The 13367-nt window shown below is 54.1% G+C and carries 12 protein-coding genes; 4 read left to right on the forward strand and 8 right to left on the reverse strand.

Features of this window, described 5'->3' with window-relative positions:
* Both ilvA and K0J45_RS01505 read left to right on the forward strand, forming a co-directional pair.
* Positions 1-1551 (forward strand): threonine ammonia-lyase, biosynthetic, encoded by a 1551-nt coding sequence (ilvA, locus tag K0J45_RS01500; RefSeq protein ID WP_220043961.1) that lies wholly within the window; start codon positions 1-3, stop codon positions 1549-1551.
* A gap of 230 nt (positions 1552-1781) precedes the next feature.
* Positions 1782-2924 carry a pyridoxal-phosphate-dependent aminotransferase family protein gene (locus K0J45_RS01505; RefSeq protein ID WP_220043962.1) on the forward strand — a complete coding sequence of 381 codons (1143 nt, stop codon included), beginning with the start codon at positions 1782-1784 and terminating at the stop codon, positions 2922-2924.
* A gap of 80 nt (positions 2925-3004) precedes the next feature.
* On the opposite strand, the gene K0J45_RS01510 is transcribed toward K0J45_RS01505, so the two are convergent.
* A complete protein-coding gene (locus tag K0J45_RS01510; RefSeq protein ID WP_220043963.1) occupies positions 3005-3430 on the reverse strand; it encodes a hypothetical protein in 426 nt (141 codons plus the stop codon).
* A 378-nt stretch (positions 3431-3808) separates the two neighbouring features.
* Between K0J45_RS01510 and K0J45_RS01515 the strand changes: the two genes are divergently transcribed.
* Positions 3809-4279, forward strand: a complete 471-nt coding sequence (locus K0J45_RS01515) for an Hsp20/alpha crystallin family protein (protein WP_011864102.1) — start codon at positions 3809-3811, stop codon at positions 4277-4279.
* A gap of 89 nt (positions 4280-4368) precedes the next feature.
* Here the strand turns inward: K0J45_RS01515 and K0J45_RS01520 are convergent, their stop codons facing one another.
* Positions 4369-6276: a hypothetical protein gene (locus K0J45_RS01520; protein ID WP_220043964.1), complete on the reverse strand. Its 1908-nt coding sequence runs from the start codon at positions 6274-6276 to the stop codon at positions 4369-4371.
* Between the two features lie 125 nt (positions 6277-6401).
* Positions 6402-7490, reverse strand: coding sequence for an MBL fold metallo-hydrolase (locus tag K0J45_RS01525; RefSeq protein ID WP_220043965.1), 1089 nt, complete (start codon positions 7488-7490; stop codon positions 6402-6404).
* 164 nt (positions 7491-7654) lie between these two features.
* Between K0J45_RS01525 and K0J45_RS01530 the strand changes: the two genes are divergently transcribed.
* Entirely contained in the window at positions 7655-8263 is a 609-nt protein-coding gene (locus K0J45_RS01530) for a TetR/AcrR family transcriptional regulator (protein WP_011864105.1), read from the forward strand.
* 130 nt (positions 8264-8393) lie between these two features.
* On the opposite strand, the gene K0J45_RS01535 is transcribed toward K0J45_RS01530, so the two are convergent.
* The 5 genes from K0J45_RS01535 to ubiK all read right to left on the reverse strand — a co-directional run bounded on the left by K0J45_RS01535 (position 8394) and on the right by ubiK (position 13274).
* Complete coding sequence (locus tag K0J45_RS01535) at positions 8394-9752, reverse strand: sodium-dependent transporter (RefSeq protein WP_220043966.1); 1359 nt, start codon at positions 9750-9752, stop codon at positions 8394-8396.
* Between the two features lie 237 nt (positions 9753-9989).
* Complete coding sequence (locus K0J45_RS01540) at positions 9990-10490, reverse strand: Lrp/AsnC family transcriptional regulator (RefSeq protein ID WP_220043967.1); 501 nt, start codon at positions 10488-10490, stop codon at positions 9990-9992.
* A 74-nt stretch (positions 10491-10564) separates the two neighbouring features.
* Positions 10565-11332, reverse strand: coding sequence for a phosphatase PAP2 family protein (locus tag K0J45_RS01545; RefSeq protein WP_220043968.1), 768 nt, complete (start codon positions 11330-11332; stop codon positions 10565-10567).
* 64 nt (positions 11333-11396) lie between these two features.
* On the reverse strand, positions 11397-12791 hold the full coding sequence (gene creD / locus K0J45_RS01550) for a cell envelope integrity protein CreD (RefSeq protein ID WP_220043969.1): 1395 nt from the start codon (positions 12789-12791) through the stop codon (positions 11397-11399).
* 222 nt (positions 12792-13013) lie between these two features.
* Entirely contained in the window at positions 13014-13274 is a 261-nt protein-coding gene (gene ubiK, locus K0J45_RS01555) for a ubiquinone biosynthesis accessory factor UbiK (protein ID WP_011864110.1), read from the reverse strand.
* Positions 13275-13367: the final 93 nt, after the last annotated feature.

The raw sequence follows: 13367 nt of genomic DNA on the forward strand, positions 1-13367 counted from the left end.
ATGTTGGCCCTTGCCTCTCAGTCTCAGTTGGATCTCGCTCACTATTATCTGCAGAAGATCTTGCTGTCGTCGGTTTATGATGTCGCCAAGGTGACGCCGCTTTCCAGCCTCAACAAGCTGTCGGCACGCCTCGGGTGTCAGGTATTTCTCAAGCGTGAAGATATGCAGCCGGTACACTCCTTTAAGCTGCGCGGCGCCTACAACCGTATCGCCGAGCTGAGTCAGGAGGAGTGTCAGCGGGGCGTGGTGTGCGCCTCGGCGGGAAACCATGCTCAGGGGGTCGCCATGTCGGCCTCGGCGCGCGGGGTGAGCGCGGTGATCGTCATGCCCCAGACCACGCCGGATATCAAGGTGGATGCGGTGCGTCGCCTCGGCGGCACCGTGGTGCTGCACGGCCAGTCCTTCGACATGGCCAACGAGCATGCCCAGCAGCTCGCCCGCGATGAGGGGCGCATCTATGTGGCGCCGTTCGACGATGAGGCGGTGATCGCAGGGCAAGGCACGGTCGCCCAGGAGATGCTGCAACAGCAGCGGGATCTTGAGGTGGTGTTCGTGCCCGTGGGCGGTGGTGGCCTGATCGCCGGGATCGCGGCCTACTATAAGGCGGTGATGCCGCAGGTGAAGATCATAGGCGTAGAGCCGGAAGACTCGGCCTGCCTCAAGGCGGCACTGGAAGCTGACGAGCGGGTGGTATTGTCTCAGGTGGGCCTGTTTGCCGACGGTGTGGCGGTGAAGCAGATCGGCGCCGAGCCCTTCAGGTTGGCCCGTGAGTATGTGGATCAGGTGGTGACCGTCACCTCAGATGAGATCTGCGCTGCGGTCAAAGATATCTTCGAGGATACCCGCGCCATCGCCGAACCGGCGGGGGCGCTGTCACTGGCGGGGCTAAAGAAGTATATCGGCGACGAGGGCAAGGGGCAGAAGGTGGCGGCGATTCTCAGCGGCGCGAACGTCAACTTCCACAGCCTGCGTTATGTGTCCGAGCGTTGTGAGCTAGGTGAACAGAAGGAGGCGATTCTGGCGGTAAAGGTGCCGGAGCGTCCCGGGATCTTCTTGCGCTTCTGTGAGCTGCTGGAAAAGCGCGCCATGACAGAGTTTAACTACCGCTTCTCCAGCCGCGAGAAGGCGGTGGTGTTTGCCGGTATTCGCCTGTCTCATGGCCAGGCTGAGCTGGACGAGATAGTGGCGAGGCTCGAGGGCGATGGCTTCGAGGTGCAGGATCTGTCTCACGACGAGACGGCCAAGCTGCACGTGCGCTACATGGTTGGCGGTCTGCCGCCAGAGCCGCTGCAGGAGCGACTGTTTAGCTTCGAGTTTCCCGAGCATCCCGGCGCTCTGTTTAAGTTTCTCACCACCTTGCGCAGCAAGTGGAACATCAGCCTGTTTCACTATCGCAACCATGGCGCGGCCTACGGGCGGGTGCTGGCCGGTTTCGAGGTGCCCGAGAGCGATAGCGTCGCCTTCCAGCAGTTTCTTACCGAGCTGGGCTTCGTCTATCAAGAAGAGACCCAAAGCCCGGCCTATAAGCTGTTTTTGGATAATCGCGACTAATGTTTTTTGCTTTCGCGAGCAGAGACAAACTTTAACGTTAAAGGGGCGCGATGGCGCCTTTTTTTATGTTATCTTGCAACAGATTCAAAGCAATAAGATGCCAGTCATGGCACGAAAGTAACTGTTCATCCGTAGGGTGATGATGGGGCGTAAAGCCTTCGTCATCAAAACAAAACGACAGTTAGCCTTAACCCTAACTTCTCAAGCTAAGGCTTGATAGAGGATATGAGATGTTAGCAGCACCCAAAGTTACCCCTTTTAATCCCCCACGCCGAGTCTTGATGGGCCCGGGCCCGTCGGATGTCTATCCCGAGGTTCTGGCGGCACAGGCAAGACCGACCATAGGCCACCTGGATCCCCTGTTTGTCGGCATGATGGATGAGCTTAAATCGCTTATTCAATATGCGTTTCAGACCGAAAATGCCATGACGCTGGCGGTCTCTGCCCCAGGCAGTGCCGGCATGGAAACCTGTTTCGTTAACCTGGTGGAGCCGGGCGAGAAGGTGATCGTCTGCCGTAATGGCGTATTCGGCGAGCGTATGCGCCAGAATGTCGAGCGTGTCGGTGCGACCGCCGTGGTGGTAGACAACGAGTGGGGCACACCGGTATCACTGAGCGATGTCGAGGCGGCGCTAAAGGCTCATCCCGATGCCAAGTTTCTCGCCTTCGTGCATGCCGAGACCTCAACCGGTGCGCTGTCGGACGCCAAGGGGCTGTGTCAGCTGGCCAAGGCTCATGATTGTCTGTCGATCGTCGATGCGGTAACTTCCCTCGGCGGCGTGGAGCTCAGGGTTGACGAGTGGGGTATAGATGCTATCTACTCGGGTAGCCAGAAGTGTCTCTCCTGTGTGCCGGGCTTGTCGCCTGTCTCTTTCTCGCCAGCGGCGGTAGAGAAGCTCAAGGCGCGTAAGACGCCGGTGCAGAGCTGGTTTCTGGATCAGAGCCTGGTCATGGGTTACTGGAGTGGCGATCAGGGAGCGGGCGGTAAGCGCAGCTATCACCATACGGCGCCGGTCAATGCCCTGTATGCCCTACATGAGTCGCTACGCCTGCTGGCCGAAGAGGGGCTGGAAAATGCCTGGGCTCGCCATCAGTCTATGCACGGATTACTGCGTGACGGACTTGAAAATCTGGGGCTTAAGTTTGTGGTCGAGGAGGGCTCTCGCCTGCCACAGCTCAACGCAGTTTATATTCCTGAGGGAGTAGACGATGGCGCCGTGCGTAAGCAACTGCTCGAAAACTATAACCTGGAGATAGGTGCCGGTCTGGGCGCCCTGGCCGGTAAGGCCTGGCGTATCGGTTTAATGGGCTTCGGGGCGCGGCGCGAGAATGTGGCCCTCTGCCTAAGAGCGTTAGAGGAAGTGCTGCGTTAAACCAACTGCAAATCTAAAAAAGGGGCTTAGGCCCCTTTTTTGTTGTTAGCGCCTCCCTGTTTAGAGGGAAAACCTTTGATTTAGTCAATCGTGGTGCCATAAGCGATGAGTGCCAGGGTGGCCAGAATGGCGACCGAGGAGAAAATGGTGCCCAGTATGGCGAAGATCTTCTTGCGTTGTTTCTGCACCAGGCCGCCAATTCCCAGCCCCAGGGCTACCAAGGCCAGGCCGATGAAGGCAAAGATCAGCATGCCGACGACGATTGCCTCGGGCGATGTCTCATCTATGCCACCGGGTGTGGTGGCCTCCATGACGCCAGCCACTGTGACTATGCCAAAGATTAATAGGGTTGCGATGATACTCAGGGTAAAGGCGGCGATGCCCAGGCCCGAGTGTTTAAACTCTGGCTGGATAGCGGGTTGCGTGGGCACCTGTGGGCTAGCTTGGGTAGGCGCCTGTGTTGTTGGTGTCGGCGCTGGCGCGCTGTCGATGGATGCAGTGTCCATGAACGATTCCTTTCGATAAATAGTGTCATTCAGAGCATACCTAAGTCTCTCCCCGCTGTCTTTAAAAATGTGGCCGACTCAGACATGGTTAAAACGGCTATAACCTCATAATAATATTGCCTTTGTTTTGCAATGAACTGAAGGCGTTTTTACATGGAAATAAGGGCATATTCTGTGCCTGAACACTGCCAAGACAAGTGATTTCTCACCTCGATTTGATCTGGATTAACCTAGCGCTAGATAGCCCCTTGCGGTCCGTAAAAAGAGGAACTAAGGGACTAAAATTAAAGTAAGGAGCCCGGAGGGCTTGCGCTTTGGGCTGTTCGTAAATCCTCTGAATCTTGCCTTATGGAGATTCAACCAACAAAGGAGCTTGTTATGCGATCTTTCTTCCCCTCAATCTTTCATAAAGATGATCCGCGAACCGCTCTGCATTCGCGGCTAGACAATGTATTCGATGATTTTGCTAAAGACTGGCTAACCACTTGGCCTAACACTCGCGCCGAGCTGGGCGTGATGCCTGCCATTGATGTCAAAGAATGTGCCGAATATGTCGAGATCAAGGCTGAATTGCCTGATATGGAAGAGAAGGACATCGACGTCGACATCCGCGGTAATTATCTCACCATCAGCGGTGAGAAGCGTCATGAGCAGGAGAAAGATGAGAAAGGCTATCACCTGAGAGAGCGCTCATTTGGCTCGTTCCAGCGGCAGATCCCTTTAGGCTTCAACATCGACGCCGACCAGATCACCGCCAAGTACAAGAAGGGCGTGCTCGCCATTCATGTACCAAAACCCGCCGAGTTGCAGCAAGATGCTAAGAAGGTGAAAGTCGACTTTCATGAGTAGCAAGTGAGGTATGTTAACAGCTATAGCAAGTCAATCGAATGTGAATCGAAGGCGCCCAGTTGGGCGCCTTTTCACTGATTTACGCAGGGTTAATAATATAAGCAGATTGCCGGTGGTAGTTGTGCGTCTTCCGGTGCGATTAATTGGGGGTATAGCTCGGTCATGTCAGCATATAATTTTGTGTATTTTAACCGTAAAAGCGCCATTAACCTGATATGTGCTGGCTGAATTGGCGGTTCGAGTGACATGATAAGCGGTAAATAGGTCATGAGTTGATCCGGATTGAACCTATGATCACTCGTGTCTAGCAAGAGATATAAAGGATCCCGTCCAACCACTCTTTCGGGGTAGAGAATGTGCTGCGAGATGAGATAATTAAGCAGTTGAAGGTCTTCCATTGTAATCGCTATGTCGAGCAGGCTCGTACCAGAATAATCGAGCTCGTCGATATCTATACCCTGCGTAATAACATCGACCATTTTACTCTTGGTGGCATTGTATAACAGTGTATAAGAGAGCCTATCCTGATGCAGGCGACTAGTCTGTAAAGGTATAAAATGAGTGGGGTCGTTACCTAGCAGTTGATAGAAGAAATGGCGATATTCCGCTTCATTAAGCTGCGCCTCTTCTAACACGCTTATGGCTTCAGAGATCTTATTCTCGCGGGCGAACCCGTAGACCTTATCTTCCAACTCTCTATCGTGAAGGTAACTTACCCCAAGTATTTTCGGTGCAAACTTTGAAGAACAGTCTGCCAGGATAGGATCGATTTCATTGAGGGTTTCTCTGGTAACAGTTTTCCCCTCATTAGTGAGCTTAGTGGTGAAAAAGTTGAGATCCCGAGGTTGCCACTCTTGATCGACTCGAGCCACAATTTTCTTGCATTGGTTGCGCTCGGACTCTGAAGCAATAGTTGTTAACTGCTCTGCGAGCTCTTTCTCGAGAGCTTGCATTAAGACGCTCTGTTTATCGAACCTCAGGCCCTGCTTGGGGAGGATTTGAGCCAAGGCTAAATCGTGAGTTTGCTGTAGAAATGCGATTTGCTGGGCGTCGAAACTGTAAAAGTGTCTTGGGAAGAATCCTTTAACACTCTGTTCTGTGTTCGAGATGAAGTTTGCCGGGCTCCCCTGCGACTGCAGGAGTCTGATGATCTCTATCTGGTGCTTAAAGACTCCATCATCGCTGAGTTTGTTCATACGGAATCGATAATCGAGGCCTGCAAGGGCATATTCCATCGTCGTGCCCAGATAGGGATCATTAGTCAGTTGGCTACCTTTGTTTAGTAGGGCCGAGACCACTTGGTTGCGACCATGAAAGGCTGCGGTATCGATTAGATGTAATGTTTCATCCTGTGTAATAGCGTAGCCAAGTAAAGCGTTGACATCTTCGATTTGATTGAGTGCTTGTAGCAAGAGGGTTTGAGGTAAGCTCTCTTGTTTCAGCAGCCAGTTTAGGTCATCGATTGAAATCTCTGTGGACCCAAGCAGGGCTAGTGCCTCTTCTTGGGTTAACTCAGCTATGTTGGCGAGTTGTGGCTGCGGAACAGCTTTTTCTATGAGGACGAAACTCGGTAAGTCGGGTATCAGCGCTTTTACCTGCTCGCCTAGGCTGCGATTAATCTGGCTAAGCTGAGAATTATGTTTGAGCTGTTTGGCTCGCCAGCTGGCGGCAAAGTTTTCGTTGAGAAAGTGACCCATAGCCAGGGTAATGTCGTCTATGGAGTAGCCTTGTTCGAGTCGTTGATCCCAATCTTGCTCTCCGGCCCATTTTTGCTTGATATCCTTGGCAGATTGAAGCGTATTACGGCAATCGGCGTAATTTAGCCCATCGAGTGCTTGCGAATAGCTTGCAGTGTCAGGTGCCACATTAGCAGATTTATCGGTAGGGGCATTGGGTGTATCGGCTGCTTGAATAGGGACAGTGAGTGAACTGTCACGCGTCTGCCAATAAAGGATAAAGGCCACAAATAGAATGATGGCGACAAAAAATTTTTTCACTATGTTTCAATCCCTAAAACAATTTTGATGGTTAAATTTTTATTGTCGCCATTCTAGCATCTCGAATCGCAGAGGAAAAATCAGCCCTTGATGCCAAGCGAGTGGCGAGCCTCAAGGGCAGAAGATTATTCGTTTAGCGCTAAGTTGAGCCGTTCCTCCCGCCACCAGGCGACGCTTTCGGGCGCGTTGTGAATATCCAGTGCCTGTCCCACGATTGGCGTGACCAGCTGTGTGTTTGCATCGGCGGCCAGGGCGGCGATGCGTTCCAGTGGCTCGTACCAGCTGTGAAAGGCCAGGTCGAAGGTGCCATTGTGGATCGGCATCATTTGACGTCCACCCAGATCCAGGTGGGCCTGCAGGCTCTGCTCCGGCGTCATATGAATGCTGGGCCAGTCTTTGTCATAGGCGCCCGTCTCTATCATGGTGAGATCGAAGGGGCCGAACCGCTCGCCTATGGCCTTGAAGCCGTCGAAGTAGCCCGAGTCGCCGCTGAAGTACAGCTTGCTCTTGTCAGATTGAATGACATAGCTGGCCCAGAGGGTCTGGTTCTTGTCCCATAGTCCTCGGCCGGAAAAGTGCTGGGTCGGCGTTGCCGTGATGCTGAGTTCGCCAAGCGTTACGCTCTGCCACCAATCCAGCGGTTGCACCTTATCTTTGGCGACGCCCCAGCGAAGCAGATGTTGCTCCACGCCCAGAGGGACGATGAAACGTTTCACCTTGTGGTGGAGTCGCTTGATGCTCTTTTCGTCCAGGTGATCGTAATGGTCGTGGCTGATCAACACGCCATCGATCTCGGGAAGCTGCTCGAGGGCGATCGGTGGTTGGTGGAAGCGTTTAGGGCCGATAAAGCTAAAGGGCGAGGCCCGGTCGCTAAAAACGGGATCGATCAACCAGGTTTGGCCCGCTATCTTGAGTAAGATGCTCGAGTGGCCCAGGCGGATCACGCTGTCCTGAGCGTCAGGCAGCGCGGCGATGCCATCGCGGGTCAGGGTTATCAAGGGGATTGCCTTCGAAGGACTGGCATCGACTCGCGTCTCGGTCAGGTAACGCATCAGGATGGCGCCCATGCCGCTGTTCTCGGTGAGATTGGCGGCGGTATTTTGAAAGCCGCCATCTGACCTGTGGTGTGCGGCAGGCTCTTTGCTGGCAAGTTGATCACCTGAAGCCAGGGCTTGCGGCGCCGAAGAGGAGTTGATTAGGTTAGATGTCAGCATGCCGCCTCCGAGTATAATGCCAAGTGAGATGAGATATTTGCGTTTCATTGCAATCACCAGATGTAAACTAGTCAGTGTAGTTTACATAATCTTAGTTTAAAAAGTAAACTAATAAGTGTAAAATAATTGCAATTCGCCAAGGTAAACCTAATAAGTTATTTAAAATGATAGAGAAAAAATTAACTCGCTCGGAGCTGAAACGCGCGGCCATCGTCGAGGCAGCCAGTGTGGAGTTTCAAAATAAGGGATTTAGCCTAGCGAGTATGGATGACATTGCCAAACGTGCCGATGTGTCCAAGCGCACCGTGTACAACCATTTCCCCAGCAAAGAGGCGTTGTTTAGTGCCATCATGCTCGAGATGATGGAGATGCTGTGCGCCTTCGAATCTTTACCCTTCAGCGCCGAGGAGAGCCTGGCTTCACAGTTGACCCAATTGGTGCAGCACGAGATTAAGCTGTTAAGTGCTAAGGGCTTTATCGATACGGCCAGGGTGATTATTGCCGAGGCGATTCACAAGCCGGAGCTGATTCAAGACGCCATGTCGGAGTTTAGTAAGCAGGAGTCGCCACTGGCGAACTGGTTCAATCAGGCAATCGCCGCCGGTGCGTTAAAGGCGAAGGATAGCGAGATCTTGGTGGTTCAGTTTACCGCGGTGATCAAGGCCTACTGCTTCTGGCCTCAGTTGATCCAGGGTGAGCCTCTGCCGAGCCAGGCCAAGCTCGATGAGATAACCCAAACTGTGGTCGAGATGATCATCAAGCAATATACCTAGGGCTGGCTCCCCGGCCATTGGTGGTTGCCCAAATAAAAAGCCTAGTCATATCCCAATGACTAGGCTTTTGCGTATCTGAGCTTTAGACCGACCTTTTATGCTCACCTCAGGTCGAGATGAGCACTCAGCCTTAGGCGGTCAGCAGCTGCAATATGATGGCGAGGATCAGCACTGGGCAAACATATTTCACGTACACAGGCCAGATGCGCCAGAAGAGGCCGTCGAGCTTGGCGCCTTCCTGGGCGGCGATCGCCTTAAGCAGGCTGTGTCTATGCCATACCCAGCCAGTGAACAGGGCGATACCTAAGGCGATAAAGGGCTGGGCACGCTCCGTGGTCAGGGTAATAACTAACACGAACAGGGCATCGAAATTAAACACCATGATAGTCGCCAGCAGGGCGATGCCACCGCCCACCAGATAGGTGGCGCTGTGACGCTGAATCTCTGTCTTCTCCACCATATAGCTGGTGGGCACTTCCACGATCGAGATGGCCGATGTCAGTCCGGCTATGGTCATCAGGATGAAGAAGACGATGGCGATCAGCTGCCCAGCTAAGCCGCCCAAGCTATCGAACAGCGCCGGCAGTACGGTGAACACCAAGGTATCTGCATTGAGCAGGCTACCATCGGCGGCGAAGATCTGAACGCCGTTGTGTTGGGCCACATACATGGCGGGTATGATCATCAAGGCGGCGAGGAAGGCGACGCTGGTGTCGGTCAGGGTGACGTAGGCAGTCAGCTTGGCCAGGTTTTCCTGCCGATTCAGGTAGGCGCCGTAGACCATCATGGCGCCTGTACCCACGGTGAGTGAGAAAAAGGTCTGGCCCAAGGCGCCGATAAGCACCTGAGGTTCCCAAATGCGGCCGAAATCCGGCACCAGCAGGGCGTTTAGCCCCTGGCTCGCATCGGGTTGAGTCAGAATATAGGCGACGCCCAATATCAAGATTGCCAACAGCAGCGGCATCAGTCGCTTGGACCAAGCCTCGATCCCCTGCTGTACTCCCTGGCGGATCACTAAGACCACCAAGAGGATAAAGATTAGGGTAAAGAGTAGATTACGCTCCAGCGAGAAGCTGGTTAACCAAAGGGCAATCTCTTGCATTCCCACTAGCCTGGCGATTGGCGCCAGGGTGAAGCTGACAAACCAGCCAGATAGGATGCTGTAGAAGGTGCAGATCAGGGTGGCGGTAATGATAGAGGCGAAGCCTATGGTCTTGCCCAGGTTGCGACTCAGCTTGCTGCTGCCCAGCTTGGCCATGGCATCGGCAGGGTTGGTCTGGCCGTGGCGGCCAATCATGAGTTCGGCGACCAGCATGGGGTAACCCAGCAGGAAGATGAGCACCAGATACACCAAGAGGAAGGCGCCGCCACCATGGGTTGCCGCCTGAGTGGGAAATCCCCAGATGTTACCGACACCGACGGCCGAGCCAGCAGCCGCCATGATAAAGCCTATGCGTGAGCTGAAATGCCCTAAATCTTTTGCGCTCATCTATCCCTACCTCAGTGTTAAAGAGGGCGCATCATAGTCCTTTATTATAGTCGGTCAAGGGTGGTAAATGGCGCATTTCAAGGTTAAGTCTTTGTTGTTATCGCGCCTTATGGCTATCTGTTGGAAACTAATTTCGCTAATTGGCTTTATTGACGAAATTATTGCGGTGGCCCCGTTGAGGCAGGCGTCGACGCGATAGGATTGCGCGGCCAAAAAAATGAGAATTTGTGTGATTTATCAAGCTTTATCCTCTTGAATGCCGAGTTCCGGCAGGGGAATGGCGGTGCGGCTCTTGACCTGTTTGAGCACGAAGCTTGAGCGTATGCCGGCGATATGCGGATTGCTGGTGAGCTTCTCCAGTAGGAAATGTTTGAAGGCATCCATGTCTCTGACCAAGACCTTGAGCTGGTAATCGGCGTCGCTGCCTGTCAGCAGGGCGCATTCGAGTACCTCGTCATAGTTATCGGTGGCCTGCTCGAATGCATCGAGTATCGCTTGGGTGTGTTTTTCCAGCCGCACCTGCACGTAGGCGGTCAGGGTTAACTGAAAGTAAGGGGCATCGACTAAGGCGGCGTAACCGGAGATGATACCCGCCTCCTCCATCGCCTTGACCCGGCGCGAGCAGGGCGAGGGCGACAGGCCGACGCTTGCGGCCAGATCTTGGTTGGCTATGCGTCCCTGGGCCTGCAGTAACTTGAGGATCTGAATGTCGGTCTTGTCGAGTTGTAGTCTTGTCATGTCAGTCGCCGGGTAAGAGTAAACCCTTGTGGAAGTAAAATACTGTTTCAGTTAAACATTAGCCCAGTTAGGCACTAGCCTTGGCCGATGGCGCGCCATTTCTCGGTGATCAGCAAGGCGAGCAGGGCGATAAGGCCGCCGAGTAAGGATGCTGCCAAGACATCCTGAGGCCAGTGCATGCCCAGTAACATGCGGCTAAACCCCATGGCCAGCGCCCATAAGCATAACAGAGCGGCGAATAAAAACCTTTGCGCCGCCAACAAAAAATAGCTGACGACTAGGGTGAGCGTCACCGCAAACAGGGTGTGACCCGAGGGAAACGAGTAACCCACCTCATCTTGCCAATGCTGGGCTATCTTGGGGGAGAGGGATAGCTTGGTCTCCTGTGATAGCTTGATCTTCTTTGATAGCTTGGCAACCTCTTGTGCCATCAATGCCCGTCGCGTCGGCTGACTGGCCTGATAAAAGCCACTAAGCGACAGCCCTTGGTTCTCCGCCAAGAATTGCACATTGGGTCTGGGGTGGCCAAAGTAAGGCTTGAGAAAGTGATTTAGCCCCAGGCTGAGTCCCATGGCGAGGCAGACGCTAAACAGCAGTGGCACTAGCTGTTTGCGTGGCAGCAACAGATAACAGACAAGCAGCAGGGCAAGCACGGTGAGCACACCATAGGGCGCCGTGCCCGAGCTGGTTAAGCCAAAGAGTATCTGAGCCTTGAGGGAACTGAGCTCGAGCCAGGGAAACAGGCTTAGTCCGCCTAAGTAGATTGCGGCGGGGATCAGCGTCAGGCCGCTCCAGAGTAGCACCACGGAAAAATAGAGATTGGAGGGTGGATTCGATCTCATAGGTGTGCTCTTAAAACTTCCTGTTTGAAAAATACGGTTATTGAAAAGCGCTAGGCTAACCCGCTTAGGCGGCGCTGGCTAGTCTGGCCAGCGCCTTAGGTGTTATATACTCTTGCCGTGGGGTTGAAGGCGCTTCGATCTGGTGACGAGTTAGGTACATGAGGATCAGCAGCACCATCATCAGCAGGCCAGAGCCCATCAGCAGCGCATAGTCTTCCAACTTCAGGATGGAGTAAAGCACGCTGTAGAGCGCCAGCAAGATGATGGCCATGAAGGCGCCGCGCCTGCGACTGGCGGTCACGCTGGCAATATAGGCCGAGACAGACAGCAGTGGCACTGATGCCGCCAGCAGGTAGGCGTAACCGAAGCTGATATGCTCCGACAGGGAGAGCAACAGCAGATAGAAGAGCGCCATGGCGCTGGCGACCAGCAGATACTGAATCGAGCTTAAGACCTGCTGTTGCCCCAGCTCGAAGATCAGCAGCATGGTGCTGGTGAGCATGATAAACAGCAGACCATATTTGACCGCACGCTCTATCTTGCCGTAGTGGGTGACAGGCTCAAACAGGGTGGCCTGAGCCGCGATCTCCTGCAGATTGACCTCCTGGGTCTTGGTAAAGACCTGGGGATAGTTGCGGGTCAGGTGGCTCACGTCCCACTGGGCGCTGAAGCCCTGGGCGGTTATCTGTCGCTCGGTCGGTAGCAGGCCGTGAAAGCTTGGATGCGGCCAGTCCGCGGACAGGGTAACCTCAGTCTGCTGTCCTATGGGCAGCACAGAGATCCCTTGAGAGCCCCGTAGGCTGATATCGAAGTTGACCGTGAGTTGCTCACTGTCGGGACTCAGGGCTATCGGCTGATGAAAGCCGCGGTCGAGCCCCCTGAGCTGCTCCAGTCTGGTGCCGGGCATGAGTCGTTGCGGCGCGGCCGCTTGCTTGTCGGCCTTGGCGGCGAAGCGGTTGAGCTTGTCGATGGCCTGGTTGGCGGAGATGCCAAACACCAGCCTGGCCTGGTCGGGATGCAGGTTGACTAGGTTGGGTAAGGTGTAAGCTTCAAGGCGAAACAGCGCCGAGCCTGTGACCTGAGACTGATAGACCAGAGAGCGGAAGATGCCGCGGGAGAGGAAGCTATGTTTGAGCGAGACGGCGAGGTTGAGCTGCTCCGGCAGCACCACGAGTTCGCTGTCGTAGGTGTGCCTGGCCTTGGTCATCTTGCCCGTGTCGCTGATGCTCTCCTGCACCACCTCATAGGTGTAGGGGATCACCAGCGCAGGTCCGGCAATGGTCTGCTGCTCGCCCCAGGAGCGGCCTATCTCGTTGACCACGCCGTGGTACAGATGCTGCCTGTCTGAGGTGAGGCTCTCGATGAGGCCTAAGGGGATCATCGCTACCAGGGTGAGGATGGCGATGAAGATCAGTTTCTTGTTCAGTGGGCTGTTGGCCAGGGGTAACCGACTTAACATAAAAATCCCTCTCAATGACGGTCTGGGTGTATTGCGCCATTACACCATAAGTCGCGCCAAACAGGCGGGCATAGCGATGACCAATTGTGGCAAAACGGGGGCAATTGCAGATGTTGTAAGAGGTGATAGGCGAGTGATAAGAAGAGAATAAAACAGCCAACAAAAAAGAGCGCCGGGCGCTCTTTTTCATGGATGGAGGTCGCTTACGCGGCTTAGTGCGATTTAAGCCTCGTCTTGCTGTCTGAGTTTGGCTTCCAGGGCATCGACCTGCGCCTGTAGGGCTTCGAGTTTCTCGCGGGTCTTCAACAGCACGTGTTGCTGCACATCGAACTCTTCGCGCGAGACAAGATCTAGCTTCATCAGCTGGTTTTGCAGAACCTGTTTGCTCTTCTCTTCAAACTCACCGGCAAACTGCTTAAGCCCGCTGGGGAGGTTATCGCTTAGCTGCTTAGCTACTTCTTCGATCTTTTTGGGGTTAATCATCTTTTCTGTCCGCCATTGGCCATTTAATGCTATGCCCGAATTGTACCTAAGCCTACTGGGATGACAACTAAAAACCGGTCGCCTGACACCAGG

It is taken from the genome of Shewanella alkalitolerans (assembly GCF_019457575.1).
Lineage (GTDB): Bacteria > Pseudomonadota > Gammaproteobacteria > Enterobacterales > Shewanellaceae > Shewanella > Shewanella loihica.